This is a genomic window from Candidatus Phaeomarinobacter ectocarpi, assembly GCF_000689395.1.
Taxonomy (GTDB): domain Bacteria; phylum Pseudomonadota; class Alphaproteobacteria; order CGMCC-115125; family CGMCC-115125; genus Pyruvatibacter; species Pyruvatibacter ectocarpi.
Window position 1 is genome coordinate 2095792 of sequence record NZ_HG966617.1, and the last position, 26614, is coordinate 2122405.

Here is a 26614-nt window from a genome sequence, read left to right on the forward strand (position 1 = left end):
CAAGCATTCTTTTTCGCAGTCCTTCTTTGGGGCCCGCCGCATCGGCAAACCAGTTGGAATCAGGAGCGGCGGTGCTGGGTGCACCGCCGCTCAGTGTCTTGGGCGCGCTTTATGGCGCAACCATGGCTTCGGGCGCCGTTTTCAGACGCTTTGTTTGCAGCCGGTTGAGCGCGCTGACATAAGCCCGCGCACTTGCAACCAGCGTATCTGTGTCGGCACCCCGTCCGGTAACGGATTTGCCGTCTTCTTCAAGGCGCACGGAGACCTCAGCCTGCGCATCAGTCCCCCCGGTTACTGCATGGACCTGGTAGAGCTGCAGATGGGCCTGGTAAGGCACCAGTGCCTTGATCGCATTGAAAATGGCATCCACCGGGCCGTCGCCATTCGCCTTGGTGGTGTGGGTTTCTCCATCCACTTCCAGCGTCAATGCCGCTTCCTGAGGACCTTCCGTACCCGCCACAACGGACAGCGAAATCACCTTGATGTTCTCGTTGCCGGCAGCAACCTCGTCATCCACCAACGCCACAATGTCTTCATCGAAGACATGCTTCTTCTTGTCAGCCAGATCCTTGAAGCGCTTGAACGCGTCCTGCAACTGGTTGTCTCCCAGCTCATAGCCCAGCGTCTGTAGCTTGTCCTTGAAAGCATGACGGCCCGAGAGCTTGCCCAGCACCAAAGACGACTTGGAGATGCCGACACTCTCAGGCGTCATGATCTCATAGGTCTCCGTGTTCTTCAGCATGCCGTCCTGATGAATGCCGCTCTCATGAGCGAAGGCATTCTGGCCGACGATGGCCTTGTTATACTGAACCGGAAACGACGTGACGCTGGAAACAACCTTGGACGCCCGGGCAATCATTTCTGATTTGATGCCGGTGTCATACGGCATGACGTCTGCGCGCGTGCGCAATGCCATCACCACTTCCTCAAGCGCTGCATTGCCTGCCCGCTCACCCAGACCATTGATCGTGCATTCGATCTGACGCGCACCAGCACCAACGCCGGCCAGCGAATTGGCAACAGCCAAGCCCAGGTCGTTGTGGCAGTGCGTTGAGAACACCGCCTTGTCTGAATTGGGCACGCGCTCACGCAGCATCGTGAAGATGTCTGCGTATTCAGTCGGCACGGTGTAGCCAACCGTGTCAGGAATATTGATGGTTGTGGCACCCGCCTGAATGGCAGCCTCGACACACCGGCACAGGAAGTCCCGCTCCGTACGTGTTGCGTCTTCGGCGGACCATTCCACATTGTCCACCAGGTTGCGGGCGAGCGACACGCTGGCTACCACCGCGTCCAGAACCTGCTCAGGCTCCATCTGCAGCTTGTGCTTCATGTGCACGGGGCTTGTGGAAATGAACGTATGAATACGCCCACGCTCAGCCTTGCGCAGAGCTTCGCCGGCACGCTCAATGTCTTTTGCCCCGGCCCGCGACAGGCCGCAGATGACGCTGTCCTTGATGCGGCTGGCAATTTCAGACACGGCCTCAAAGTCACCATTGGAGGCAATCGGAAAACCGGCCTCGATGATGTCCACGCCCATGGCTTCAAGCGTTTCGGCCACCTGGATCTTTTCACCCAGATTCATGGATGCGCCCGGCGACTGCTCGCCATCGCGCAATGTGGTGTCAAAGATGAGAACGCGGTCGGCGCCTTGGGCTGCCTGTACGCCGCGTCGTGATTTGCTATCGGGTATCATGTATCTCTAGTCCTTCTCGGGTCCAAAAGCATGAGAGACCCCTCCCATGCGGTTCGAAGATGTTGCTTCGTCCCCTGAATGCCCGCCCTTCCGTATATTGATGAGAAGAAGGACCGCCAGCGCTCAGGGGCTGGTAAGGAGAAGGCGCGTACCGAGAAGTAGCAGACGAGCGTAATTGACGTCCGGGCCAAAGGCGCCGGCGGTCAATTCCGTTCCAACGATGTCAGCGCGAGCAATGCCCATTGCGCGTCAACCCAATCTTATGTCTGCCAAGCTTCGCAGGTAGCTATCCACGAATGCCAAAACCACTAAATAAAGCTAGGACTTGGGTGGTTAACGAAAGGTAACCGGATGAGACGAACAGGGCAGAACTCCTGACCTATCAACCCGCCCGAAAAGACCCAACGTCACCGCAATCGCCCTAACTTGGCGTTCGATACGCGTAAAAACCTTTTAGGCCAATCCGTGCCCGATGCGCAACAGGTTGGCAGGCTCTATCTCTATGTTATTTCCGGCTTTTTCAAGGCTCACAGCAGCTCAATGAGGCGGCTGTGCCCGTTGAACTCATTCAGCGGCGGAAATCGCAGGTCCATGATCGTTGGCCCCAAGAGTTTCCGTTGCCGGATCATCCTGATGTCCAAGCAGCGGCACCTTGGCCACCTTGGCGCAATTGACCACAAAATCCATGGCATCACGCACGCGCCCCACATGGGCGCTGTCATTGTGGGTCACGAGCCAAAGTTCCAGAGCACCCACGTCTTCTGCCTGCCCCACGCGCATAAGCAACGGGTCCTGATCACCGACGATGCAGGGAAGTGCCGTAAGACCAAGCCCCTGACGTGCGGCCTCGGCCCTGACAGCAACAGCGTTTGAGCGCATCACGACGCTCGCCCCCTGCTCTGCCCGGCTCATCCACCACACCGGCCCAAGCGGGCTTTCAGAAAGGCTGAAGCCAATGACCTGATGGCCCGCAAGACGTCCAGGTTCTTCCGGTGCACCACGCACCGCCAGATAGGCCTGGCTCGCATAAAGCCCGTAGGCCATGTCGCCAATTTTGCGAACAATCACATTGCCCTGTGTCGGCCGCGCAAAACGAATGGCCACATCAATGTCTTTGAGCGAGCCTGCCGGTGCACCAGCGGACGGTGCCGGACCCGTCAGGTTGGGGTCAGCGACAATTTCAAGCCGCAGCTCCGGGTGCTCATCGCGAAATGTCGGCAGTTGCGGCGCCAGAACGGCCGATGCCAGAACATCTCCCGCCGCAACGCGGACCACTGCATCCGCCTCACTGTCATCCGCTACGAAGTCGCGCGCGAGCGCAGACAGTCGCTGATCGACCGGCGCAAGTTGCGCCAGCAACCGTTCGCCGCGCGGCGTCAAACGGTATCCGGATCTGGATCGGTCAAACAATCGCGCTCCGAGCGCATCCTCAAGGGACGCGACGCGGCGCAGAACCGTTGTCGTGTTGACCTTTAGAAGCGACGACGCAGCAGACAGGCTTCCCGCCTCCGCAACCGCGAGGAAAAACCGCAGATCATCCCAGTTCAATCCGGCAGACATGGCCAACTCCTGCAAATGGTCTGTCTAGACTATGCAGGATATTGCAGCGCAAAAACGCAAAAATGCGACAAACAATTTGCAAATACGCAAACTTGTAACCGATCGCTAGCCGGTGGCTTTTGCAAAAGCCGCAGAAATCCGCATAAATTGAGGTGGTATTGCTGACGATCAGGCCTGAATCGGCTTCACCAGGGATGCAGCCTCTTTGGCGCGGTCTCGGGCCGTGTCCACGTCCTTGGCACACACAACCGCCACGCCCATGCGTCGCCTTACAAACGCTTCTGGCTTGCCGAACAGTCGGATTTGGCTTTCTGGCACCCGCAAAGCGTCATCCAGACCGTCATAGGCAATGCCCTTGGCGGCCATGCCGCCATAGATCACCGCACTGGCCGCCGGCTGAGCCAGCCCGGCAGACACAGGAAGGCCCAGAATGGCGCGTGCATGCAGTGCAAACTCGCTCTGCCGCTGGGAGCCGAGTGTGACCAGCCCCGTATCATGAGGACGCGGGCTGACCTCGGAGAACCAGACGTCGTCCCCCTTCACAAACATTTCCACACCGAACACACCGCGACCGCCGAGCCGGGTCGTCACTTTGGCCGCAATCTGCTGGGCCGTCGCCAGGGCCCGTTCTGACATCGCCTGCGGCTGCCAGCTTTCCACATAGTCGCCGTGTTCCTGACGATGCCCGATCGGTGCACAGAAGGACGTTTCAATCGCCCCCTGCGCATCCAGCGACCGAACCGTCAAAAGCGTGATTTCATAATCAAAGTCGATGCGCCCCTCGACGATGACGCGGGCCTCTTCCACCCGCCCCGCCTGCAGCGCGTAGGCCCACGCATCGGACACTTCTTCGGCGCTTTGAACAAAGCTCTGACCCTTGCCCGAGGACGACATCACCGGCTTGACGAACACCGGCATCCCGATATCGGCAGCGGCTTTGCCAAGTTCCCGCTCGCTTGTGGCAAAGGCATAAGGAGATGTCGGCAGACCTAATTCTTCCGCGGCCAGTCGCCGGATGCCTTCGCGATTCATCGTGAGCTGTGCCGCTTCAGCTGTTGGAATGACTTCCGCCACACCTTCAGTCTCAATGGCTGCGAGCTCGCTGGTGGCGATGGCCTCGATTTCCGGCACGATGATGTGCGGCCGCTCGGCCTGAACCACCCGCCGGATCTCATTGCCCTTGGTCATGTCGATGACGTGGGACCGGTGCGCCACCTGCATCGCAGGTGCACCCGCATATCGGTCCACGGCAATGACTTCAGCGCCGAAGCGCTGCAGTTCTATCGCCACTTCCTTGCCCAATTCGCCGGACCCCAGCAGCATGATACGGGTTGCAGAGGAAGAAAGCGGCGTACCGATGCGCATGTGGGGCCTCGTAGGGGGAAGGAGTTAGGCGAACTGCTCTCCTACCATTTCTTCAGACTTAGTCCAAAGGGCTGCCGCTGTTTTGGGGTCCTGCGCGTGAGGTAGAACGCCACCACGAATTTCCGCCATCCGTTCAGGTGTCACCTGCTCCGACTTGTGGCAGTCCTCGCAGTAATACCCGCCTTCGCCATCAAGCTCAGGTGCCGTTGCACACCAGGCGGCAGTTGCCCCGCCCTGCTCCACGGTCTTGAAACCCGGATGCACTTCACCCTTGTCATTAACCCAGCCAAGCACCTTGAATTCCTCGGGATCCATGTCGCGTTGCAGGTTGGTCATGATGCCGCCGGGATGGACAGAAAAGGCGCGAATACCCCGGTCCTTGAACCGATTGTCCAGCTCAAGCGCAAACAGCGCATTGGCTGTTTTTGCCCGTCCATACGCGGTCCACTTCTCGTATTCGGTCGTCTCGAAATTCGGGTCATCGAGGCTGACATCGCAAATACGGTGACCCGTCGACGACAATGCAACAACCCGCGCACCGTCCGCTTTTTCAAGGGCAGGCAGCAGATGGCCGAACAGCACGAAGTGGCCAAGGTGATTGGTGCCGAACTGGCTTTCAAAGCCTTGCGCCGTCTTGCGATGTGGGGTCGCCATGATGCCCGCATTGTTGATCAGAATGTCGAGCTGCTTGCCGGTTGCAACGAACCCATCAGCAAACGCACGCACACTGTCCAGATCACCAAGATCAAGCGCCCCGGTCTCAACATTGCTGTTTCCAGTGGTCTTCTTGATGTCATCAACCACGCTCTTGAGCTTGTCCGGGCTGCGCCCCGGAATGATCACATGCGCCCCGGCACCGGCCAGCGCCCGCGCCGTTTCAACGCCCAGGCCTGACGAAGCGCCGGTCACAATTGCGACTTTGCCTGAGAGGTCCAGCCCTTCAACCACGTCTGCGGCTGAAGACCGCATTCCAAATTCTCGCGCCATACGTCTCTCTCCCTGATAGTGTCCAAACGGAGTCGCCGTAGCGCTCCACTGATCATTCTTAAACATGACCCACGGTCATTTAATTACATGCTAGGCTATTTCAACCGCCGATGGCCACAACAGAAATCATAAAACGGACTCATCCCGTGCAACGAATCCCGTCATTGCCCAAATCCATGCGCTTCCGTGATGTTCTCGGTGAAGGCCGCGCCATACTCGAGCTTGGGACATTGCCCGCATCCCTACCCGCCCTGATGAGCCTCAGCCCCCGCGGTGACGGTCAGCCCGTGCTGACGCTCCCGGGCCTTATGGCATCGGATAGCTCCATGGCCATCATGCGCCGCTTTCTTCGCGAGCTGGGCTATTCGGTACACCCGTGGAAGCTTGGCCGCAATCTTGGCCCCAATGCTGAGCTGCGTGCCGGCATGATGGCGCGCCTTGAAGAAATTGAAGGCCGCGTTGGCCGCAGGGTCTCAATTGTCGGCTGGTCACTGGGCGGCATCTACGCCCGGGAACTTGCCCGCCGCTCACCCCGGCTTGTCCGCCAGGTCATTACGCTCGCAAGCCCGTTTGCCGCCGGCATGCGCATGGACAACAACTATGTGGATGAGGCCCTGGCCGAGCGCCTGCGCACGCCTCCGCCCGTACCATGCACAGCCCTGTATACGCGCCACGATGGCGTCGTTCCCTGGCAGACCTGCCGCGAGGATGTTCATCCGCACACGGAAAACATTGAGATCCCGGCAACCCACATCGGCATCGGCGTCAACGCCCTGGCGCTTTATGCCATTGCGGATCGTCTGGCCCAGCCCGAAGGCAAGTGGCAGCCCTTCAAGAAGAACGGCGTCAAGTCCCTGCTCTATCGCGAACGAGGCTAAGAGGTGTCCAGCGAAGCGGAGGCCACGAAAAATCCGGTCGCCAAACGCGCCCTTCCCTTCCTGCTCATCACCATTCTGATTGATGCGATCGGCGTCGGCATCATTGTGCCGGTATTGCCCAGCCTGATCACCGAAGTAACGGAGCTGGACCTGTCCGATGCCGCCTTGTGGGGCGGCGCGCTCATTTTCATCTACGCCCTGATGAGCTTTCTGTTTGCGCCGGTGCTCGGCAATCTGTCGGACCGGTTTGGCCGACGGCCGGTGCTTATTATTGGCCTGACCGTTCTTGGTATCGACTACGTGGTCATGGCGCTGGCCCCCACTATCTGGTGGCTTTTGGTCGGGCGCACCATGTCCGGCATCGCTGCGGCCACCTTCACCACCGCCAATGCCTACATCGCCGACGTGACAACACCCAATGACCGCGCGAAATCCTACGGGCTGCTCGGTGCCGCATGGGGCACAGGCTTCATGATGGGGCCGGTGCTGGGTGGATTGGTAGCCGACTTTGCCGACAGCGCCCGCGCACCATTCTATCTGGCTGCCGTGCTTGCCTTTGCCAACGCCGCTTACGGCTTCCTCCTCCTGCCCGAAAGCCTGCCCCCCGAGAAGCGCCGCGCCTTTGATATCAAGCGGGCAAACACCATTGGTGCTATCCGCATGGTCGCCAAGCATCCGGGCCTGCTGGGGCTGCTCATCGCGATGGTGTTCTACCAGATCGGTCACGATGCCAATCCGGCCATTTGGTCGTTCTACACCATGTACAAATTCGGATGGGACGCGGGCGACGTCGGCTGGTCGCTGGGGTTTGTCGGCGTCTGCCTGATCTTCTCGATGGGATGGCTGACAGGCTATGCTGTCCCGCGACTGGGAGAAAAACGCGCCATACTCATTGGATTCACCAGCGCAGGCATCGGCTTTCTGGGATATGCCCTCGCCACTCAAAGCTGGATGATGTACGTCGCCACCATCTTCTTCGCCATGGTCGGCATCGGCTCTTCCGCCCTGCGGTCAGTTCTGTCCAAACAGGTGTCAGAAACAGAACAGGGCGAACTGCAGGGTGCCATCACCAGCGTGATGGGCCTCACGGCCATCTTTACGCCGCTTGTGATGACCGGTCTTTTCTCGGCCTTCACCGGTGACGATGCACCAATCCATCTGCCCGGAGCGCCCTACCTCCTCGCAACGGTGGCCATGGTCGCGAGCATCTGCATGGTCCTGATCTTCATCGGGCGAGTGGCCGTCAAACCGCAGCCGGCAAGAGGTGACGCGGACTAAGCGGCAACCGGTATCGACCGCAGCTCTGCGCGCGCCTGCTGGATGATGGACACTGCGGAGCTTGTAAACAACCACGCCATGAAAGCCGCAACCGCAAGGTCCGGCCAGGCCGTCCCTGAAACAGCGACCACACCTGCAGCAGCAATCACGGCAACATTGCCGATCGCATCATTTCGGCTGCACAGCCAGACAGACCGCACATTGGCATCCCCATCCCGAAACTTCATCAGGATCAGGACACTCACGATGTTTGCCACTAGCGCCAGTGCGGCAATGCTCCCCATGATTTCTGCTGATGGATCGTTGAGAAAAATCACGCGATACGCCGTCAGGCCAAGCACCCCCAGGCCCATGAGAAGCAGCGAGAAACCTTTGACAAGCGCTGCCCGTGCCCGCCAGTGCAGCGCCATACCAATGACCATCAGCGACATGGCGTATGTCGCCGTATCACCGGCAAAGTCCAGCGCATCAGCCTTGAGCGCCATGGATTGCCCGGCAAAGCCGGCACTCCCTTCCACGAAAAACATCACGCCGTTAATGGCAATCACGGCCCATAATGCCCGTTTGTAGGCAGCACTTGCCCCGTCAAAATCCACGTCGTGATTGCACCCTGCGCTCATGTCACCTGCCTTTGAAATTGGGCTTGTATCTGCCCCGGTGACAGTCAACATAGGAGCTACAGCGACTAGAGCTTCAAGAGGCAAATCTAAAAAGGCGCAAAAATGTTCACGATCGGAAAGCTGGCAAAGCAAAGCGGCGTCAAGGTTCAGACCATCCGCTACTACGAGGAAATCGGCCTGATGCCGATCGCGGAACGCTCAGCGGGCAATCAGCGCCTCTACACCCAGGCCCATGCAGACCGGCTGGGATTTGTCCGCCACGGGCGCGAGCTGGGGTTCCCCCTCGACGCCATCCGTACACTGCTGGATCTGACCGACAAACCCGATGCCTCTTGCGAAGAAGCAGACCAGATAGCCCGTGCCCGCCTGCAAGAAGTCGAAAGCCGCATCGCGCGCTTGGAAGCCCTCAAGACAGAACTCACCCGCATGATTGCGCAATGCGCACATGGAACCGCATCGGACTGCCGGGTGATTGAAGTGCTGGCGGCGACAGATCACGCAGAATGCGCAACCGATGACCATCTGGCAGACGCAACGCCTAGGCTTGCGCCCTGACCGCCGCAATCGCCGCAGCCAGACCACCCGCCGGACTCGTCAGCACAGGCACGGACATATCCATGCCGTCCAGCGCATCCATCATGGAGGCTTGAGCCAGCACGATGACATTGGCTCCGGCCTGCTGGGCCAGGAGAATGCTATCGGCAATAAGCTGGTTCATCTTGTCCGTGTCGCCAGCCTCAAATGCATCCCACGCCCCGTCAACCAGGACCGGAGCGATGTCCGGCTTTTCGGCAACATGGCGCACTTCATCCGCAACCAGGTCACAGGTTGGTTGGAGCGTGCATTTGAGGGTCGCAAGAACGGCAATCGAGCGACCCGCCCGCGCTGCCTCCGCAGCCATGGGGCGATCCACGCGAAGAACGGGTTTTTCCGTTTTGGCATTTGCTTCATCCGCAGCGGGACCAAGCGTGGAACAGGTGCAAAGCACAGCATCCGAGGACGCGGTGGCTTCGTGCAGGATGCGCACCGCACGGGCGCGCGTGTCCTCGGGAAGAACGCCGGACACGATCGCGCGCTGCAGCAGGTCTTCACGCACCAGATGAGACAACCGGATCTCCGGCTGGTCCTGACTGATGTCACCGCCGGTGAGGCGCGCAAAAAGACGTTCAAAAACGTCAACGTGCCGGGGCGACGTGTGCAGCAGTGTCAAAACAAGAGCACGACGCTTCACGTTACCTCCGGCACGCTTACATGGTTGGACCTGGGTCGATAATCCGACGAGCGGATTGTGACCTAGTTCTTTTCTTTGTCGACCATTTTTGTCTCGGCAATCCAAGGCATCATGGCGCGCAGCTTTTCACCGACTTCTTCAATCGGGTGAGCCGCATTGCGGGCACGCGTTGCCTTGAAGCTTGTCTGGGCGACCTTGTTTTCCAGCATCCAGTCACGGGTGAATTTGCCGGTCTGGATGTCTTCCAGAACACGCTTCATTTCAGCCTTGGTTTCGGAATTCACGATCCGCGGACCGGTGACATAGCCGCCATACTCAGCCGTGTTGGACACGGAGTAGTTCATGGTGGCGATGCCGCCTTCATACATCATGTCAACGATCAGCTTCACTTCGTGGAGGCACTCGAAATACGCCATCTCAGGCGCATAGCCTGCTTCCGTCAGTGTTTCGTAGCCGGCCTTGATGAGCTCGGAGAGGCCACCACACAGAACCGCCTGCTCGCCGAAGAGGTCGGTTTCGCACTCTTCCTTGAAGGTTGTTTCAATGATACCGGCACGGCCACCGCCGATGGCAGAGGCATAGGACAGACCGATGTCATGGGCGTTGCCGGTTGCGTCCTGATGGATCGCGATCAGGCAGGGCACGCCGGCACCGCGCTGGAACTCACCGCGCACCGTGTGGCCGGGACCCTTGGGTGCAACCATCAGCACATCAATGTCAGCGCGGGGCTGCAGCAGGTTGAAGTGAACATTGAGACCATGGGCAAACATCAGCGCGGAACCCGGCTTCATGTTGGCTTCCAGATGATCCTTGTAGATATCCGCCTGCAGTTCGTCCGGCGTCACCATCATCATGACGTCGGCCCACTTGGCAGCATCAGCCACACTCATGACCGGCAGGCCTTCGCCTTCAGCTTTCTTGGCCGAGGCGGAGCTTGCGCGAAGGGCAACAGCCACATCTGCAACACCACTGTCGCGCATGTTCAGCGCGTGGGCGTGGCCCTGGGAGCCATAGCCGATGATGGCAACTTTCTTGCCCTTGATGAGATTGACGTCGGCGTCGCGATCATAATAAACGCGCATCTTGTTTCTTCCTTATCTGCGGTCGGTTGTTCAGTGTGGCCGAATATTTGGCCGTGATTACATCTGCTCCGCACCGCGGGCAATGGCGACGACGCCGGTACGGCTGACATCGACAAGGCCCAGCGGGCGCATGAGATTGACGAATGCATTGATCTTTTCCGGCGAGCCGGTGATCTCAAAAACGAAAGACGAGTGCGTGGTGTCCAGCACACTGGCGCGGAAGGCATCAGACAGGCGCAGCGCCTCAACGCGTTTCTCGCCGGTGCCGGAGACTTTCACCAGCGCCATTTCGCGCTCAATGGAAATCGTGTCCAGCGTCAGGTCCACTACCTTGTGAACCGGCACCAGCCGGTCCAGCTGGGCCTTGATCTGTTCAATCACCATGGGCGTGCCATTGGTCACAATGGTGATGCGCGACTTGTGCGCATCTTCATCGACCTCGGCGACAGTCAGGCTCTCAATATTGTATCCGCGCCCTGAAAACAGGCCGATGACACGCGCCAGAACGCCCGCCTCGTTGTCCACGAGAACGGCAATGGTGTGGCTTTCAATTTCGGCAGCAGCTGGCATGAAAAGTGAGCTTCTCTCGGACTTATTGGGGTTTTTCGTCTTTTTTGAATGATCAAATGGCCGGTCCGGCGAACTGCCGGACCGGCCATTCAAAGAGGTGCGGGCGCGTTATACGAGGATTTTGCCTTCTTCGGAAATAGCATCCGTCGGGTCTTTGGCCTCATCCGCCAGAATCATATCGTTATGAGCTGCCCCCGAGGGGATCATCGGGAAGCAGTTTTCAGTTTTATCAACGATGCAGTCGAACAGAACCGGCTTCTTCACATCCACCATTTCGCGGATCTTGTCGTCGAGTTCCGCCGGGGTTTCAGCCCGGATGCCGACGCCGCCATATGCCTCTGCCAGCTTTACAAAGTCCGGCAGCGCCTCGGAATAGGAATGTGAGTAGCGCGCGCCGTGCAGCAACTGCTGCCACTGGCGGACCATGCCCATATATTCGTTGTTCAGGATGAAAATCTTGACCGGCAGATCATACTGGATCGCCGTCGACATCTCCTGCATGCACATCTGGATGGACGCTTCACCGGCAATGTCCACAACCAGCGCATCAGGGTGCGCCATCTGCACGCCAATGGCAGCCGGAAGGCCATAGCCCATGGTGCCCAGACCACCGGATGTCATCCAGCGGTTCGGCTCATCAAAATGGAAATGCTGGGCCGCCCACATCTGGTGCTGCCCGACTTCCGTCGTGATGTATGTGTCGGGGCCCTTGGTCAGTTCCCACAACCGCTGAACCGCATGCTGCGGCTTGATGATCGTGTCGGAGTTCTTGAACTCAAGCGATTTGCGCGCACGCCAACCTTCAATCTGTGACCACCACTGCTCAAGTGATGCCTTGTCCTGCTTGGCGGCCTTGGCCTTCCACAGACGCAGCATGTCCTCAAGGACGTGGGCGACATCGCCGATGATCGGGATATCGACATGGACGTTCTTGTTGATGGACGACGGGTCGATATCAACGTGAATCTTCTTCGAGCCTGGCGCGAATTTGTCGAGGACGCCGGTGACGCGGTCGTCAAAGCGGGCACCCAGGTTGATCATGACGTCACAGTCATGCATCGCCCAGTTGGCTTCATACGTCCCGTGCATGCCCAGCATGCCCAGCCACTGCTTGTCGCTGGCAGGATAAGCACCCAGTCCCATCAAGGTGGACGTGATTGGGAAGCCGGTCGTGCGAACGAATTCACGCAGAAGCTGGCTTGCTTCCGGGCCTGAATTGATGACGCCGCCGCCTGTATAGAAGATCGGCTTCTTGGCCGTGGCAATGAGATCAATCGCTTCCTTGATCCGATCGATGTTGCCTTTGACCTGCGGGCGGTATGTCGGGTGCCCTTGTGTGGTCGGCCCGGAATACATGCCCAGCTGAAACTGGATGTCCTTGGGGATATCAACAACAACCGGACCCGGACGACCATGGGTCGCGACGTAAAACGCTTCGTGCAGAATGCGTGGCAGATCATCAACGGACTGAACCAGCCAATTATGCTTGGTGCACGGCCGCGTGATGCCGACCGTGTCCGCTTCCTGAAAGGCATCATTGCCAATCAGATGCGTCGGCACCTGGCCGGTAATGCAAACCAGCGGAATGGAATCCATAAGGGCATCTGTCAGACCGGTGACCGCATTGGTCGCACCGGGGCCTGAGGTAACCAGCACAACGCCCGGCTTGCCGGACGAGCGTGCATAGCCTTCAGCCGCATGAACAGCGCCCTGCTCATGGCGGACGAGCACGTGCTTGATCGATTCACGGTCAAAAAGCGCGTCATAGATGGGAAGCACGGCGCCGCCTGGATACCCGAACAGCGTATCCACGCCGTGGTCCTCCATGGCTTTGACAACCATCTCCGCACCGCTCAACTCGCGCGAGGCCATGACCCTAATCCTTCGTGTCCATGCCCGCCTTCGGCCAATTCGTTGCCAAAAGCGGGAGAAATCCAACAAAAAGGCTTCGGAAAAGGCACAAACCTGCCCCGAAGCGCGCGCGGACATTAGGGCCGATTGTGCGCTGCGTCAAGACTATTCAGAAAGCAATGACAAAATTTCTTTGCGTTTTCTTTTCGATTGTTGCGTGGAAATGGCGTTCCACGAAACCATTTGCGTTCGCGCCCAGGTCAGTTGCCGCTTGATGTAGCGGCGCGTCTGCCCCTTTCCCTGCTCCATGGCCTCCTTCAGGGATAACTCTCCGCGCAGATGCGCCATCAGCGGCGGCACACCCACCGCCTTCATGATCGGCAAATCAGGATCAAGATCGCGGGACAGGAGCTTTTGCACTTCATCAAGCGCTCCGTCCTCAATCATCTGATCAAACCGGGCATCGGACCTCTCGGTCAGCTCAGACTTCTCCGGCGTGAGCACCACCTTGATGAAGTCCGCCTTCAGCAGCGGTACGGCGGGTGCGTCCTGCCAGTCCGCCAGGCCACGGCCGGTGGCCGCCAGCACTTCAAGCGCCCTTGATATGCGCTGTGGGTCTGTCCGCTTGATGCCGGCCGCGGTCTTGGGGTCACGGTCAGCCAAATGAGCATGTGCCTGCTCCGGCCCCAGTTCCTCAACAAACACGCGCGCGGCTTCCCGATTGATGCCGGGAATGTCGGGGATTGCAGAAAGCCCCTCTGTCAGCGCCCTGAAGTACAGCCCGGTCCCGCCGACGAGGATCGGCAGATGGCCCCGCGCCCAGACGGCTTCAATTTCCTGCACGGCAATTCGTGCCCAATGGGCCGCCGAGCACGCAACAGACGCATCCATGAAGCCATAGAGGTGATGAGGTATCTGTGCCTCGTCTTCGGGAGAAGGACGCGCGCTCAACACCCGCAGATCGCGATAGACCTGCATCGAATCCGCATTGATGATTTCGCCATCGGTCCGGCTGGCAACATCCATTGCCACAGCCGACTTGCCGCTCGCCGTTGGCCCTGCAATAAGCAGCACACGTCGCCTATCTGGTGTCATTTGTCTCTTGTCTATTCGGCCGATACGCGGCCTTTGAAATCGAAGTGAGTAACATGCGGTCGGTCCTGACACTCATCTCAAATCCGCAAACACGCAAGCTGTCTGTTGAAGATCTGGACGCTGTGCGGCGTGCCGTCCCGGAAGCTGGTGCCCCCGCCTGGCTCTCCGACGATGTCGCCTGCGACCTGCTGGTGGACATTGACCCGGCCGAGCTCCACGCCATTGAGGCCGCGGCCCGTGCAGCCCTCGATGGCCTGCCGATAGACATCATCGCCCAGGGGACGAGCCACCGCCGCAAGGCGCTGCTCATCGCCGACATGGACTCGACTGTTATCGAGCAGGAATGCATCGATGAACTGGCGGCAGAGGCCGGTATTGGCGCCCACGTCGCAGACATCACCGAACGCGCCATGCGCGGCGAACTGGCCTTTGAGCCGGCCCTGCGCGAACGCGTCAAACTGCTTGAAGGCCTGCCGGAAGCAAAGCTCGAACAGGTATTTGAAACACGGATCACGCTGTCTCCCGGTATTCGCACAGTAACGGACACCATGCGCCTCGATGGTGGCTACTGCGCCCTCGTTTCAGGCGGGTTCACATTCTTCACCGCCCGTGTGGCCGTGACGGCAGGCTTCGACACCAACCGCGCCAACATTCTTGAGATGAAAGATGGCCATCTTACGGGCACCGTCGCCGATCCCATTCTTGGCAGAGCCGCGAAGCTTGAGAGCCTTCAACAACTGGCAGCTGAACATTCGCTCGCCATTGAAAGCACCATGGCTGTGGGCGATGGCGCCAATGACCTTGCCATGATTGAAGCCGCTGGTATTGGTGTGGCCTACCACGCAAAGCCCGTTGTGGCGCAGGCGGCCCCTGCCCGACTGGACCACACGGACCTCACCTCATTGTTGTACATCCAGGGCTATGCCCGCGATGAGTTTGCAGGCCAGTAACAAAAAGGCCCCGCACCGCTGGGGTACGAGGCCTGTTTCATCTTGTCTGCTTCGTTTGAGCGGAAAGCGGCTTAGCTGCCTTCAACCCGAAGAGCGACGAAGCTGGTTTCACCACCACGGCTGATCTGCAGCAGCACGGACTTCAACCCTTCAGACTTGGCGCGAGCAACCTGCTCTTCCACCTTGTCCGGATTGGTCACGTTTTCCTGTGCAACCTTGACGATGACATCACCTGGACGCACCCGCTTCTCAGCAGCCTGACTGCCAGGAACAACGGCGACGACAAGCACACCGTCCACATCATCGGCAACTTCGTACTGCGCCCGCAGTACGTCGTTCAGCGAGGACAGGGACAGGCCGAGCGTTTCATTCTCGGCAGGCTTACGCGGCTCAGCCTTGGCTTCAACGGTGCCGTCAGCTTCTTCAAGACGCCCAAGAGTGACCTGATAGGTTTCCTCCTTGCCGTCACGCAGAACCAGCACATCCACAGCCTTGCCAACTTCAGTGTCCGCAACAATGCGCGGAAGATCCCGCATCTTGTCGACAGGCTTGCCGTCGAACTTGATGATCACATCACCTGCTTCAAGACCACTGCCGACGGCGGGGCCACCTTCCTGGATGCCCGCAACAAGAGCACCCTTGGTGTCTTCAAGACCCAGGCCTTCAGCCAGATCATCGGTGACTGTCTGAATACGCACACCAAGCCAGCCACGGCGTGTTTCACCAAATTCCTTCAGCTGATCGATGACGCTTGTGGCCGTCGTCGCAGGAATGGAGAAGCCGATGCCGATTGACCCGCCGGTTGGTGAAATGATGGCTGTGTTCACACCCATGACTTCGCCGGCCATGTTGAACAGCGGGCCACCGGAGTTGCCGCGGTTGATCGAGGCATCTGTCTGCAAGAACGCGTCATACGGACCGGCATTGATGTCGCGGTCACGCGCCGAAAGGATACCGGCGGTTACCGTGCCACCAAGGCCAAACGGGTTACCAATCGCCATGACCCAGTCGCCGACGCGCAGGGCTTCGCTGTCGCCGAAGCGAACGAAGGGCAGCTTGCGGTCCGCTTTCACCTTGAGCAGGGCCAGGTCCGTCTTGGGATCACGCCCCAGAACTTCAGCGTCCAGTGTTTCGCCATCGGAGAACGTAACCGTCACTTCGTCGGCGTCTTCCACCACGTGGTTGTTGGTGACAACCAGACCATCGGGGTCAATCACAAAACCGGAGCCAAGTGACTGCACCTTGCGGGACTGCTGTTCGCCGCCATGGCGCTCAAGAAATTCTTCGAAATATTCCTCAAACGGGGAGCCCGGAGGAAATTCGGGGAGCGGGACACCGCTGCCACCGGACACAGTCTGTGCCGTTGAAATATTGACCACTGCAGGCGTTAGCTTTTCAGCGAGGTCTGCAAAGCTCTCAGGCGCGGACCGTGCGTCTGCCGGTGTCCAGGCAAGAGAGGCTGCGCCAATCGCCACAACGCCAAGTGCGAGCGTTGCTGCGCGCGCAATGCGGGTGGCGGAAAATGTTGTTTGGAATGTCACTTGAGGACGTCTCCTTGGGTTTTCTCGAAGGCCCCAGCCGGTGAGTGAACTGATTGTCAGAGCCAGGTGGCGCTCCCGACAAGATATGCCGCGAAACGCCTTGTTCTAGGGTACTGCCCATTTCACTAGCGTTAACCACAAAGCTGGGCAGAAAAAGGACAAGCGGCTTGATACACATCCGCATTCTCTCGCTTATCGGCAGAAAATGTGGGCAAAAGGAGGCGCTTTGCCCCCATGAACATTACGTTTTCGTGAGGTTCATGGGTCTGGCCCACAGCCCTGATCGCAGGCCTTAGCCGCGCACCAGCCAGACAATCACCAGGCCCATCGACGCCGCCAATAATCCGCCCATGCGCAAGGAAGCGTCAGGCGTATCTTCCACCATCTTCAGCATACGGCGGAACAGCTGGGGGAAAGCAGCATAGGCCACGCCCTCTATGACGAGGACGAGGCCTATGGCAACCACAAGATCGGTCATGTTTTGAGCACCGCCCGCTTACTGGGCAGGCGCTGCTTCTTCTGTTTCAACAGTCGGCTCCGTCACCGGTGGGATATCAATCGGTGCTTCAGAAGGAAGCTCGATATCCACCGCTGGTGCAGCCCGCTCGAGCTCAGCGCACAAGATGCTGCGCAACGTGGCATCGCCCTCAAGCCGGGTCAGGAGCGCTTTTGCCTGTATGGATGCGGACCGCCCAATGGGTGCATTCACGTTTGGAATGGCATTGGGATTGGTGAAATAGCGGAAGAACTCGCTATCTGGTGACAAAACAGCAGTTGTCTCACCCGCCATCATGGACCGCTCATAGGACTGCATGGAGCGATAGAAAGCAAAGAAGTTGGGATCAATCCCAAACGCTTCCGCAAAGATGCGGTTACGGCAGGCATCACCCTCACCACGAATGATTTCAGCATTACGTGTCGATTCAGCGATCGTCACCGTGGCACCACGGTCGGCATTGGCGCGAATACGCTGCGCCACTTCCTGACCCTGCGCACGGAACTCATTCGCTTCACGCTCACGTTCCGTCTGCATCCGGCGGAAAATGGCCTGACTGTTGGCTTCCGGCAGGTCAGCACGGCGGATGCGCACATCCACGACGTCGATGCCAAACTGCTCGGCTTCACCGTTCATCTGGTCCTTGATGCGCTCCATCAGCACGGCACGGTCGTCGCGCACCACGGCTTCAAAGCTTTCCTCACCAAGTACACGGCGAAGGCTCGATCCCAGAATGGTGCCAAGACGCGAGCGGGCAACAGATTCGTTGCCGACCGAAATATAGAATTTCAGCGGGTCAACAATCCGGAACCGGGCAAACGCATCCACCACGAGGCGCTTCTGGTCAGACGCAATAACTTCTTCCGGCTGAATGTCCAGATCAAGAATGCGCTTGTCGATGGTGATGACGTTCTGAACAAACGGCACTTTGAATTTCAGGCCGGGCTCCAGAACGACTTTCTGAGGCGCACCAAACTGCAGAACAAGTGCCTGCTGGGTCTGATGGACCGTGAACAATGAATTGGCTGCAACAATGCCGCCAATGATAAGAACGACCGCAAGGCCGATGAGTGTAGTACGGCCCATTAGTTTGCCTCCTGCGTCGCGTTGCGACGGCGTTCAACCTCAGGCAACGGCAGATACGGCACAACGCCCGATCCACTGTCACCATCGATCAGCACCTTGTTCATTCTGTCGAGCACACGTTCCATGGTCTCAAGGTACATGCGCTGGCGGGTCACATTGGGTGCCAGTGCATATTCACCGTAGATGGAAAGGAATCGGCGGGCCTGACCTTCGGCTTCTTCAACTGTCTGGTCACGATAGGCAGCAGCTTCCTGCTCAACACGTTCAGCCTGACCACGCGCTTCTGGAAGCACCCGGTTGGCATAAGACTCTGCTTCGTTTCGTGAACGCTCAGCATCCGCACGGGCTGCCTGCACGTCACGGAACGCATCAATAACCGCAGATGGTGGGTTGGAGCCCTGGATCTGCACCTGCGTGATGCGGATACCCGCACCATATTCATCCAGCAGGTTCTGCATCAGGTCCGACACGCGGGCCTGCGCCTGCAACCGGCCTTCGGTCAGAAGCGGCTGAATATTTGATTCGCCAACAACCTCACGCATAGAGCTCTCGGCAACCGCTTTCACGGTGCCGACCGGGTTCTGGATGTTGAACAGATAGTCGTCCGCATCCTTGATGACCCAGAACACTGAAAAGTCGATGTCGATGATGTTTTCATCACCAGTGAGCATCAGACTCTCTTCCGGCACGTCGCGCACAGCGCCCTGACGAACAGAGCGTGTGTCTTCACCGGTCCGCATGCCCACATCAACGCGGTTCACCCGCGTCACTTTCGGGGTGTAGACCGATTCAATCGGATACGGCAGGCGGTAGTTCAGGCCAGGCTGGGTCGTCTTGCTGTATTCGCCAAAGCGCAGAACAACGCCCTGCTCATCCGGCTGGACGCGATAAAAGCCTGAAGCAAGCCAGACCAGCGCCAGAACGACCACGCCGACGAGAATACCGCGAGCGCCGATGCCACCGCCGGATCCGCCGGGGAATGACTGGCGAAAGCGTTCCTGCCCGCGCCGGAGGATTTCTTCAAGGTCGGGACCTTGGCCACCTGGACCGCCGGAACCGCCCGGACCACCCGAGCCATTGCCACGTCCGCCGCCTGAAGGCCCCTGCCCCCATGGACCGCCACCACCACTTTTGTCGTCCCAGGGCATATGTCTTCCTCTTGATCTGGCGCGCGCACCGCAAATTGACCGCGCCGCCTTGACTAGTTGCTGACGGGCAGCCAAGTGCTACCCCTCAAAAAGATCTGTACCGGCTTATATGATAGGCAAACCGCCCGCTGCAACGCGAACCGGAATAAATCGCACGGCATACCCCCTAACTGTGTAAGGGAAACCTTACCGAGCTGACCTTAGCGGGACCAATCCGGGACACCAAATCAAGGACCCTTTAGCGATATGACCAGCCGTTCTGGACCGAACAGGGATCAAATCCTCGCCGCCCTGGCCACCGTCAGCGCCCCCAACGGCAAAACCCTGCCTGATGCGGGCCTGGTTCAAGGGCTGGTGATCCGTGATGGCAATGTGGGATTTGCCCTCGAAATTGACCCGGCTCAGGCTGAGGTGATGGAGGAAATCCGCGTCGCGGCAGCTGCAGCGGTCAAGGACGTTCCCGGAGTCCTGTCGGTCACCGCTGTTCTGACAGCCCACAACGAAGCCCCCTCAGCACCGCCACCCAGGCAGGACGCCGCGCCCCAGGCGCCGACACACGCACCGGGCGGGAAAACCGGCCCGCTCGACATTCCCGGCGTCGGCGCCATCGTGGCAGTCGCCAGCGGCAAGGGCGGCGTTGGCAAATCAACCCTTGCTGTCAATCTCGCTCTGGGACTTCACGCGCTCGGCCTGAAAGTCGGGTTGCTGGATGCCGACGTGTACGGCCCCTCCATCCCCCGCATGCTGGGCCTCAACCGCAAACCGGATGCCAGCGAAAGCAAGAAACTCATTCCGCTCGAGGCCTATGGCATCAAGGCCATGTCCATCGGCCTCATTGTCGAAGAAGACACACCCATGATCTGGCGAGGCCCCATGGTCCAGTCCGCCATTTCGCAGATGCTGGTGGATGTGGAATGGGCACCCATTGATGTTCTGATCGTCGACATGCCACCGGGCACCGGCGACGCACAGCTGACCCTTGCACAACGGGTCCCCATGACCGGCGCCGTGATTGTTTCCACCCCGCAGGAAATTGCCCTCATCGATGCTCGCAAGGCCGTCGCGATGTTTGAAAAAACGCGGGTGCCCATTCTGGGTGTCGTGGAAAACATGGCCTGGCTCGAAATGCCGGACGGGTCCCGCAATCACATCTTCGGTGAGGGCGGCGCCCGCAAGACCGCTGAAAAGCTGAACGTACCGTTTCTTGGCGAGGTGCCATTGATCACGGCCATTCGTGAAGGCGGTGACGATGGCAGGCCGGTGTCTGGCGTCGAGCCGGACGGCCCATCGGCATCCGTATTCAAACAGATTGCCGCCGGGTTGATGGCATCCCTCGAAAACACAGGACAAAAACCCGCCCCACGCATCGTCGTCACAGATTGAACGCAAAACGGGGCTCTCGCATGAGAGCCCCGTTGGCAGCGTCATGGGTTCAGAACCCGGGACGTATTTTCATGCGGGTGTTACACGCGACCATGCGGGTTGCGGTCACCAGGAAATTCGTCTGGCTGCAGAGCGATATTGCTCTGGGCAGAGGAACCTGCGGCAGACGTTGTGCCGTGCTGATGGCCGGGATTGCGGTCGCCAGGGAAGTCGTCATTGCTCATGTGAGCAGTCTTGTCAGCAGATACAGCCTGCTCAACAGCAACCGGCGCATGCGGGTTGCGGTCACCTGGGAAATCACCAGATGCTCCAGCAGCAAGAGCGGGAGCGGAAATTGCGACAAGCGCAGCTGAGATCAAAAGCGTTTTCATTGGATGTCCTCCGGACGTTTGTTGTTGATTACCTCATGCACATCCTTGTGCCGCTCCAATGTGCGCATTCAGCCAATCACACGCACATCAAGCCGACACGCATATGTGTGAGACACCCGTGAGTACACAAATCCGCAGTCTTCCGCCCGCCTCATCGCACAAACACAAAGGGCCGGAGCATTTCTGCCCCGGCCCCGTGATCGCGTGTGATGGATTGTTAGCGTCCAGCGACGAGAGTGGCGCTTTCAGCGGACCCATCAGGTGCTGTGAGTTCCCATGTATCGCCAACAGCACGCTCGGCTGCTTCAACACAGTAAGGACCGGTCTCAGCAGTTGCCGCTGAGGAGAAGCATGCTTCTTCGCCCGCAATCTCCCACGTGCCATCCAGGGTCGTGTCACCCATGACCTGCGAATAGCTGCCGTCTGCATTGATCAGCACAGAGCGCTCTGCGCCGTCAGCACCGGTGACATTCACGGTGTTCTCATAGAACGAGGCCATGGGGTCAGCCAGCGCTACACCCGTCATAAAACCAAGGGCTGCAAGCGTTGCAAAAATAAGTTTCATCGTCGGTTCCTCCCAGAACGCGTTTTGTTTTTGGCACCCCACACAGAGGTTTGGTTAACGCGGAGGAGACAGTGCCACAAAAAACAATCCGTGCAAGAACTGTCTTTCGCGCCAAACCCTTGGTGAGACTGGACCTGAGCCCACTTATTCAGGAAATTCAGCGGCAAACCTGCGGTTGGCCACTGCATTTTTACAAGCTTTCCTGTGCCCGAGAGCGTGATGTACGCCGTCTTGAGGTCCGCACCGCCAAAGCAGATGTTTGTCACCAGAAGATCCGGCAGCGCTGTGTGCGTCACCGTCTGCCCGTCCGGTGATACGGACGTGATGCCACCATTGAAGATCGTCGCCACACAGATATTGCCGTCGGCATCCACAGCCAGACTGTCAAAATACTGCAGGCCCGGCGCTGACATCAGCAGATTGGCCGAAATGGGACCATCCGGAGATTTCGCGACGCCCGGGCTTTCAATATCGAGATACCAGACACGACCAGACACGGTGTCGGCGAAGTAGACGGTCTTTTCGTCCGGCGACAGGCCAACACCGTTGGGCGTGTTCAGCGGAAAGGCCTGCTGGGTGATCGAAGACCCATCAGGCTTTGCATAGAACAGCGCACCCCGATCCGTGACGCGGCCATAGCTTTTGCCAAGATCGGTAAACCAGAAGCCGCCTTCCTTGTCGAAGACGATGTCATTGGGTCCGTTCAGCGGCACCCCGTCGCACTCCGTATACAGAACATCCACCTTGCCGGTCTCAAGATCCACCCGCTCGATGCGCCCACCGGAATAGTCATCCGGTTTGTCGCCGGGGATCAGCAAGCCGTCCTGCTCATGCCAGGCAAAGCCCCCATTGTTGCAGACATAAACCGCACCGTCGGGACCGATAGCAGCACCATTGGGACCACCGCCAAGTTCAGCGATCACTGAGACGTCGCCATCTGCAGATACACGGCTGAGTGTCCCACGTTCGATTTCAACCAGAATGATCGACCCATCATCCATAGCGATCGGGCCTTCTGGAAACCGAAGACCTGAAGCAATCTCTGTGAAGTCAGTCATTGGTGTTTCTCCCATGAAACAGAATTTGGTTTTGTAGTTTTCTAGTAGCGGCGCGGCGGGTCCCCTGCCCGGTCAAACCGCAAAATCGTAAATGCGGCGCTGTCATTCTCACCGGCCTCAAACCGCTGCGAGGAAACCTCTGTCCATTCGTCCTGATCAAACACGGGAAAGAGCGTGTCACCCTCCGCATCCATATGGACGCAAGTGTAGTGCAGCGTATGAGCGTAGGGCAGCGCAAGCGCATAGATCTCCGCACCGCCGGTCACGCAGGCCTCGTCGGCACCCGTTGCTTCCGCAGCCTTGAAGGCGTCCTCAAGTGACGACACAAGGACCACACCATCTGGCACGCCACCGGCTCGGCGGCTCATCACGATATTTGTTCGGCCAGGCAATGGCTTTCCGATGGAGTCATAGGTCTTGCGCCCCATGATGATCGGCTTGCCCATGGTCGTGGCCTTGAAGTGCTTCAGGTCGCCCTTCAGGCGCCATGGGAGATCGTTGTCAGCACCGATCACACCATTCTCTGCAACGGCCACCACAAGTGAAATACGCATTACCTGAACCTCAATCCGGCGTGTGCTGCAGGGGGCGCCAAATGCAGATGGTCAAACAGCGACCGGGGCCTTGATATGGGGATGGGCCTGATAATCCTCGAGGCTGAAATCCTCATAGGTGAAATCAAACAGCGAGCGCACCTCGGGGTTCAGCACCATCTTCGGCAAAGCGAAGGGCGCCCGCGACAGCTGCTCGCGGGTTTGCTCAAGGTGGTTGGAATACAAATGCGCGTCCCCGAAGGTGTGCACAAAGTCACCTGGCTCCAGGCCAGTCACCTGAGCGATCATCATCGTCAGCAGCGCGTAAGATGCGATGTTGAACGGCACACCCAGAAAAATATCGGCGGAGCGCTGATACAGCTGGCACGAGAGCTTTCCATCCGCGACGTAGAACTGAAAGAGACAGTGGCATGGCGCCAGGGCCATCTTGTCCAGATCCGCCGGGTTCCAGGCGGTTACGATCAGGCGCCGCGAATTGGGATTGGTGCGGATTTCCTCAACCAGCCACTTCAGCTGATCAACTGTCCCGCCTTCCGGCATGTCCCAGGATCGCCACTGTTTCCCGTAGACCGGGCCAAGCTCGCCCTTCTCGTCAGCCCACTCGTCCCAGATACTGACACCATTGGCCTTGAGATACCGGGTGTTGGTATCCCCGGCAATGAACCACAACAGCTCATGTATAATTGACTTGAGATGAAGCTTCTTGGTCGTGACCAAGGGAAATCCCTTGCTCAGATCAAACCGCATCTGGTGACCAAAGACGGACAGGGTTCCGGTGCCGGTCCGGTCACCCTTTTGGGCACCATCCGCCAGAACGCGTTCCATAAGCTCGTGATATTGCTGCATGCAGACAGAATATCGTGAGTCTCAGACCGGCGGAACCCGGATTCTCGTCCTAGGGGCAGGTCGTTCCGTTCGTGAAGCCAATAGATCCAGTCTGGACACCCAGATTTGAGCAGAAAGCAACCGTGGGCACTGTGTTATCCACATTGCCGGACCCGCTGACCACATTGCCGGTGCCGTCATAGGCCACTGTGTTGGTCGGCGTGCCGTTAAGCGAGGTCAGGTTGATGGTCACGTTATTGTTGTTCGTGAACTCAAGCGCCCGGTTGCCGGTCACCGTCACAGACGACCCGGTTACCACGAGCGTATTGTTGTCAGAAATATCAATCCCTTCCTGACCCCCTGTTGAAGACAGAGCCACATTTGTCAGCGTGATCGTGTTTCGATCATCTGAATCAAATGCTTCAAGCGCGCTTGAGTACTGCCCGCCGGTGACCGTCACGACGTTATCATCATCAATGTTGAAGGATTGACCTGCTAGGTTGCTGGTCATCGAGTTCGTAACGGTGACGGTATTAAAGTCATCCAAGTCCAGGAAGTCCTGGCCACCGTTGGACGCCGTAACGCCCGAGATTGTGATGACATTGTTGTCGTTACCGAACAGGGCATCCGCACTCACGTTGGTGAATGTTGAATCCATCAGCGAAATGGTGTTTCGGTTGTTGAACGCAATACCGTCCACACCGATCGTCGAGAAAGTAGTTCCCGAAATCGCGATGCCGTTTCGGCTGTTCAGATTAATGCCGTCAATTGTCGTGTTCGAGATGGTCGCGTCGGCAACATTGACGGTGTTCTGGTTGTTGAAGAACAGACCGAACAGACCCCGGTCAAAAACACCGCCTTCGACCGACACGGTGTTGTTGTTAATAAAGGCCACGCTCGGCGCATTGGGTGTGTTCGAGACATTCACGTTTATGAGCCGCGCGGTGTTTCGGTTGGTGCCCAGCACACCCTCCAGACCAACATTCGCAATATCAACATTCTGCAGCACCACAAACTGATCAGACCCTACCAGCACCCCGGTGTTGGCAAAATTGATCGTGTTCCCTGTGACCATGACCGATGCCAGATGTGTCCGGTCGGCAAGTGTAACTGTGGGCACATTGAGCGCATTGGTGAAGGTCGGTGTCTGACCTGGAGCCGTAAGCGTTGCCACCGTGCCTGACCGCAGGCCGCGAACCTGAATGCTGCCACCCCCACCCAGCAGTGTCTGGTTTGCCTGCAACGCCTGAGGACCTGCAATGGCGCCACCGCCGCCATCCGCTACCAGCAAGGTGTTTCCACCAGCAGCCGTTGCGGGTGCTGTCACGCCGGTTGCGCCGTTTACATCAACGGCCCTGTCGAAATCGACACCGGTCAAAAAGTCTTCAACATTTTCACGTTCGCTGCGTGCCGTGACAATGTCGGTGTCTCGCTCCAGACCGTCTGTCATTCGACGCCACTGAAGGGATTTTTCCGACATGCGAACCGCGTTGCCGCCAACGACGGAAAACGGCAGGCGAAACCGCAAGCCCGCTTCCACATGACCACCGCGCACCCTGTCCGAACGCCACTCGGTTTCAAACGCCAGCAAGGACCCCGGAATGCTCTCCAGAATGTCGTCAATGCGCCATTCAATACGTGCTTTGGGACCGGTTACTTTTTCAAGCGCCTCTTTGTCATCAAAATAAAAACCGCCCGCATAGGCCCGAAGTCCGTGGCGCTGAGCGTCAATTCCAAGGGTCTCGATTGGAACGCGAACGCCAACCTCACCATCCACTCCAGACAGCGGAACTTCCTGACCGCCAAGCAGAAACACCTGACCGCCTTCAATCACGGCAGATGCAAGGCCCGGAGACCCCTTCGGATCACTGATGGCAAGATAGCCGTTAAGGCGTAGATCGAAATTGTCCGTCAGAGCTTCCAGCCCACCGGAGGCTGCCCAGAATATATTGTCCTGAGACGTGTCGCGCCGATCAGCACCCGCCCATGCGCCAAGGTTCCAACCTCCCAGCAGCATATGGCGGTACCCGACCGCCGCATTGATTTCAGAAACCTGTTCTTCAAACAGCTTGCCGCGTGCATCCAGAAAGAAAAGGCCCTTCTCGCCCTGCACAATCGGCAGAAAAACCGCGGCCTCCGCGCGATCTTCATTTGAGCCACCCAGCGCCCCACCAAGTTCCGCCCAGCCGCCCCAACGGCTTGCGTCAGCAGACTGGGCCGGAATTGCTCCGACAGTCTGCGCCAGGACAAATATGGCAGCGAATGCGTGTGCACCGCATTTTTGGATTCGCTTCACCTGGAGGCCCCCCGATCGTCCCACCCCAATGGGACGAAGGTTTTTTGTTAACGTCTTGTTAACACTCTTAATCTGCCACGCCAGCGTCCGGCGGCCAAGGACATCCGCTGATAATGGTGTATAGACGC

Annotated in this window: 25 protein-coding genes; 5 read left to right on the top strand and 20 right to left on the bottom strand. The window is 58.5% G+C overall.

Features of this window, described 5'->3' with window-relative positions; translation table 11 throughout:
* Positions 1-109: 109 nt before the first annotated feature.
* The 4 genes from BN1012_RS10165 to BN1012_RS10180 all read right to left on the bottom strand — a co-directional run bounded on the left by BN1012_RS10165 (position 110) and on the right by BN1012_RS10180 (position 5608).
* Positions 110-1696, bottom strand: coding sequence for a 2-isopropylmalate synthase (locus BN1012_RS10165; RefSeq protein WP_043949528.1), 1587 nt, complete (start codon positions 1694-1696; stop codon positions 110-112).
* 564 nt (positions 1697-2260) lie between these two features.
* Entirely contained in the window at positions 2261-3256 is a 996-nt protein-coding gene (locus BN1012_RS10170) for a LysR family transcriptional regulator (RefSeq protein ID WP_043949529.1), read from the bottom strand.
* Positions 3257-3424: 168 nt separating this feature from the next.
* Positions 3425-4621 (bottom strand): formate-dependent phosphoribosylglycinamide formyltransferase, encoded by a 1197-nt coding sequence (purT, locus tag BN1012_RS10175; RefSeq protein WP_043949530.1) that lies wholly within the window; start codon positions 4619-4621, stop codon positions 3425-3427.
* Between the two features lie 24 nt (positions 4622-4645).
* The gene (locus BN1012_RS10180; RefSeq protein ID WP_043949531.1) at positions 4646-5608 is read right to left on the bottom strand and encodes an oxidoreductase; all 963 of its coding nucleotides are present in this window, start codon (positions 5606-5608) and stop codon (positions 4646-4648) included.
* A gap of 146 nt (positions 5609-5754) precedes the next feature.
* Between BN1012_RS10180 and BN1012_RS10185 the strand changes: the two genes are divergently transcribed.
* Together BN1012_RS10185 and BN1012_RS10190 are read left to right on the top strand one after the other, a co-directional pair.
* The gene (locus BN1012_RS10185; RefSeq protein ID WP_244442888.1) at positions 5755-6486 is read left to right on the top strand and encodes an esterase/lipase family protein; all 732 of its coding nucleotides are present in this window, start codon (positions 5755-5757) and stop codon (positions 6484-6486) included.
* Positions 6487-6489: 3 nt separating this feature from the next.
* Entirely contained in the window at positions 6490-7764 is a 1275-nt protein-coding gene (locus BN1012_RS10190) for a TCR/Tet family MFS transporter (RefSeq protein ID WP_043949533.1), read from the top strand.
* On the opposite strand, the gene BN1012_RS10195 is transcribed toward BN1012_RS10190, so the two are convergent.
* Positions 7761-8384, bottom strand: coding sequence for a cation efflux transmembrane domain-containing protein (locus BN1012_RS10195; RefSeq protein WP_052535629.1), 624 nt, complete (start codon positions 8382-8384; stop codon positions 7761-7763). The two genes, BN1012_RS10190 and BN1012_RS10195, sit on opposite strands and share 4 nt — an antisense overlap.
* 102 nt (positions 8385-8486) lie before the next feature.
* Here BN1012_RS10195 and BN1012_RS10200 point away from each other — a divergent pair, with 102 nt between their 5' ends.
* Positions 8487-8939 (top strand): MerR family transcriptional regulator, encoded by a 453-nt coding sequence (locus tag BN1012_RS10200; RefSeq protein ID WP_043949535.1) that lies wholly within the window; start codon positions 8487-8489, stop codon positions 8937-8939.
* Here the strand turns inward: BN1012_RS10200 and BN1012_RS10205 are convergent.
* From BN1012_RS10205 to miaA, 5 genes are all read right to left on the bottom strand, one after another.
* Complete coding sequence (locus BN1012_RS10205; protein ID WP_043949536.1) at positions 8923-9615, bottom strand: aspartate/glutamate racemase family protein; 693 nt, start codon at positions 9613-9615, stop codon at positions 8923-8925. The genes BN1012_RS10200 and BN1012_RS10205 overlap by 17 nt on opposite strands.
* 62 nt (positions 9616-9677) lie before the next feature.
* The gene (gene ilvC / locus BN1012_RS10210; RefSeq protein WP_043949537.1) at positions 9678-10697 is read right to left on the bottom strand and encodes a ketol-acid reductoisomerase; all 1020 of its coding nucleotides are present in this window, start codon (positions 10695-10697) and stop codon (positions 9678-9680) included.
* Between the two features lie 57 nt (positions 10698-10754).
* Positions 10755-11267, bottom strand: coding sequence for an acetolactate synthase small subunit (ilvN, locus tag BN1012_RS10215; protein ID WP_043949538.1), 513 nt, complete (start codon positions 11265-11267; stop codon positions 10755-10757).
* 108 nt (positions 11268-11375) lie between these two features.
* On the bottom strand, positions 11376-13139 hold the full coding sequence (locus BN1012_RS10220) for an acetolactate synthase 3 large subunit (RefSeq protein ID WP_043949539.1): 1764 nt from the start codon (positions 13137-13139) through the stop codon (positions 11376-11378).
* 144 nt (positions 13140-13283) lie between these two features.
* A complete protein-coding gene (gene miaA / locus BN1012_RS10225; RefSeq protein WP_043949540.1) occupies positions 13284-14213 on the bottom strand; it encodes a tRNA (adenosine(37)-N6)-dimethylallyltransferase MiaA in 930 nt (309 codons plus the stop codon).
* A gap of 53 nt (positions 14214-14266) precedes the next feature.
* Here miaA and serB point away from each other — a divergent pair, with 53 nt between their 5' ends.
* Positions 14267-15163 (top strand): phosphoserine phosphatase SerB, encoded by an 897-nt coding sequence (gene serB, locus BN1012_RS10230; protein ID WP_043949541.1) that lies wholly within the window; start codon positions 14267-14269, stop codon positions 15161-15163.
* A gap of 71 nt (positions 15164-15234) precedes the next feature.
* Here the strand turns inward: serB and BN1012_RS10235 are convergent, their stop codons facing one another.
* The 4 genes from BN1012_RS10235 to hflK form a co-directional block, all read right to left on the bottom strand.
* Complete coding sequence (locus BN1012_RS10235; protein WP_197538297.1) at positions 15235-16704, bottom strand: DegQ family serine endoprotease; 1470 nt, start codon at positions 16702-16704, stop codon at positions 15235-15237.
* Positions 16705-16996: 292 nt separating this feature from the next.
* A complete protein-coding gene (locus tag BN1012_RS10240) occupies positions 16997-17182 on the bottom strand; it encodes a DUF2065 domain-containing protein (protein WP_043949542.1) in 186 nt (61 codons plus the stop codon).
* 18 nt (positions 17183-17200) lie between these two features.
* Positions 17201-18286, bottom strand: coding sequence for a protease modulator HflC (gene hflC, locus BN1012_RS10245; protein ID WP_063958499.1), 1086 nt, complete (start codon positions 18284-18286; stop codon positions 17201-17203).
* Entirely contained in the window at positions 18286-19434 is a 1149-nt protein-coding gene (gene hflK / locus BN1012_RS10250; RefSeq protein WP_043949543.1) for an FtsH protease activity modulator HflK, read from the bottom strand. Before hflK ends, hflC begins: the two co-directional genes overlap by 1 nt.
* Before the next feature lie 246 nt (positions 19435-19680).
* Here hflK and BN1012_RS10255 point away from each other — a divergent pair, with 246 nt between their 5' ends.
* Positions 19681-20817, top strand: a complete 1137-nt coding sequence (locus tag BN1012_RS10255; RefSeq protein WP_043949544.1) for an Mrp/NBP35 family ATP-binding protein — start codon at positions 19681-19683, stop codon at positions 20815-20817.
* A gap of 80 nt (positions 20818-20897) precedes the next feature.
* On the opposite strand, the gene BN1012_RS10260 is transcribed toward BN1012_RS10255, so the two are convergent.
* The 6 genes from BN1012_RS10260 to BN1012_RS10285 all read right to left on the bottom strand — a co-directional run bounded on the left by BN1012_RS10260 (position 20898) and on the right by BN1012_RS10285 (position 26486).
* A complete protein-coding gene (locus BN1012_RS10260) occupies positions 20898-21188 on the bottom strand; it encodes a hypothetical protein (protein ID WP_043949545.1) in 291 nt (96 codons plus the stop codon).
* Positions 21189-21405: 217 nt separating this feature from the next.
* Entirely contained in the window at positions 21406-21753 is a 348-nt protein-coding gene (locus BN1012_RS10265; RefSeq protein WP_043949546.1) for a hypothetical protein, read from the bottom strand.
* Positions 21750-22811: an SMP-30/gluconolactonase/LRE family protein gene (locus BN1012_RS10270; protein ID WP_063958500.1), complete on the bottom strand. Its 1062-nt coding sequence runs from the start codon at positions 22809-22811 to the stop codon at positions 21750-21752. Before BN1012_RS10270 ends, BN1012_RS10265 begins: the two co-directional genes overlap by 4 nt.
* 41 nt (positions 22812-22852) lie before the next feature.
* Positions 22853-23365, bottom strand: coding sequence for a dihydrofolate reductase (locus BN1012_RS10275; protein ID WP_043949547.1), 513 nt, complete (start codon positions 23363-23365; stop codon positions 22853-22855).
* 51 nt (positions 23366-23416) lie between these two features.
* Complete coding sequence (locus tag BN1012_RS10280) at positions 23417-24211, bottom strand: thymidylate synthase (protein ID WP_043949548.1); 795 nt, start codon at positions 24209-24211, stop codon at positions 23417-23419.
* Between the two features lie 49 nt (positions 24212-24260).
* Entirely contained in the window at positions 24261-26486 is a 2226-nt protein-coding gene (locus tag BN1012_RS10285) for an inverse autotransporter beta domain-containing protein (protein ID WP_043949549.1), read from the bottom strand.
* Positions 26487-26614 lie beyond the last annotated feature (128 nt).

Excerpts from the sequence above, each read along its gene's own strand:
- BN1012_RS10180 (WP_043949531.1), bottom strand. The coding sequence starts at position 5,608 with ATGGCGCGAGAATTTGGAATGCGGTCTTCAGCCGCAGACGTGGTTGAA.
- BN1012_RS10260 (WP_043949545.1), bottom strand. The coding sequence starts at position 21,188 with ATGAAAACGCTTTTGATCTCAGCTGCGCTTGTCGCAATTTCCGCTCCC.
- hflK (WP_043949543.1), bottom strand. The coding sequence starts at position 19,434 with ATGCCCTGGGACGACAAAAGTGGTGGTGGCGGTCCATGGGGGCAGGGG.
- ilvC (WP_043949537.1), bottom strand. The coding sequence starts at position 10,697 with ATGCGCGTTTATTATGATCGCGACGCCGACGTCAATCTCATCAAGGGC.
- ilvN (WP_043949538.1), bottom strand. The coding sequence starts at position 11,267 with ATGCCAGCTGCTGCCGAAATTGAAAGCCACACCATTGCCGTTCTCGTG.
- purT (WP_043949530.1), bottom strand. The coding sequence starts at position 4,621 with ATGCGCATCGGTACGCCGCTTTCTTCCTCTGCAACCCGTATCATGCTG.
- BN1012_RS10195 (WP_052535629.1), bottom strand. The coding sequence starts at position 8,384 with ATGAGCGCAGGGTGCAATCACGACGTGGATTTTGACGGGGCAAGTGCT.
- serB (WP_043949541.1), top strand. The coding sequence starts at position 14,267 with ATGCGGTCGGTCCTGACACTCATCTCAAATCCGCAAACACGCAAGCTG.
- BN1012_RS10220 (WP_043949539.1), bottom strand. The coding sequence starts at position 13,139 with ATGGCCTCGCGCGAGTTGAGCGGTGCGGAGATGGTTGTCAAAGCCATG.
- BN1012_RS10280 (WP_043949548.1), bottom strand. The coding sequence starts at position 24,211 with ATGCAGCAATATCACGAGCTTATGGAACGCGTTCTGGCGGATGGTGCC.
- BN1012_RS10170 (WP_043949529.1), bottom strand. The coding sequence starts at position 3,256 with ATGTCTGCCGGATTGAACTGGGATGATCTGCGGTTTTTCCTCGCGGTT.
- BN1012_RS10270 (WP_063958500.1), bottom strand. The coding sequence starts at position 22,811 with ATGACTGACTTCACAGAGATTGCTTCAGGTCTTCGGTTTCCAGAAGGC.
- BN1012_RS10265 (WP_043949546.1), bottom strand. The coding sequence starts at position 21,753 with ATGAAACTTATTTTTGCAACGCTTGCAGCCCTTGGTTTTATGACGGGT.
- BN1012_RS10240 (WP_043949542.1), bottom strand. The coding sequence starts at position 17,182 with ATGACCGATCTTGTGGTTGCCATAGGCCTCGTCCTCGTCATAGAGGGC.
- hflC (WP_063958499.1), bottom strand. The coding sequence starts at position 18,286 with ATGGGCCGTACTACACTCATCGGCCTTGCGGTCGTTCTTATCATTGGC.
- BN1012_RS10165 (WP_043949528.1), bottom strand. The coding sequence starts at position 1,696 with ATGATACCCGATAGCAAATCACGACGCGGCGTACAGGCAGCCCAAGGC.
- BN1012_RS10255 (WP_043949544.1), top strand. The coding sequence starts at position 19,681 with ATGACCAGCCGTTCTGGACCGAACAGGGATCAAATCCTCGCCGCCCTG.
- BN1012_RS10275 (WP_043949547.1), bottom strand. The coding sequence starts at position 23,365 with ATGCGTATTTCACTTGTGGTGGCCGTTGCAGAGAATGGTGTGATCGGT.
- BN1012_RS10200 (WP_043949535.1), top strand. The coding sequence starts at position 8,487 with ATGTTCACGATCGGAAAGCTGGCAAAGCAAAGCGGCGTCAAGGTTCAG.
- miaA (WP_043949540.1), bottom strand. The coding sequence starts at position 14,213 with ATGACACCAGATAGGCGACGTGTGCTGCTTATTGCAGGGCCAACGGCG.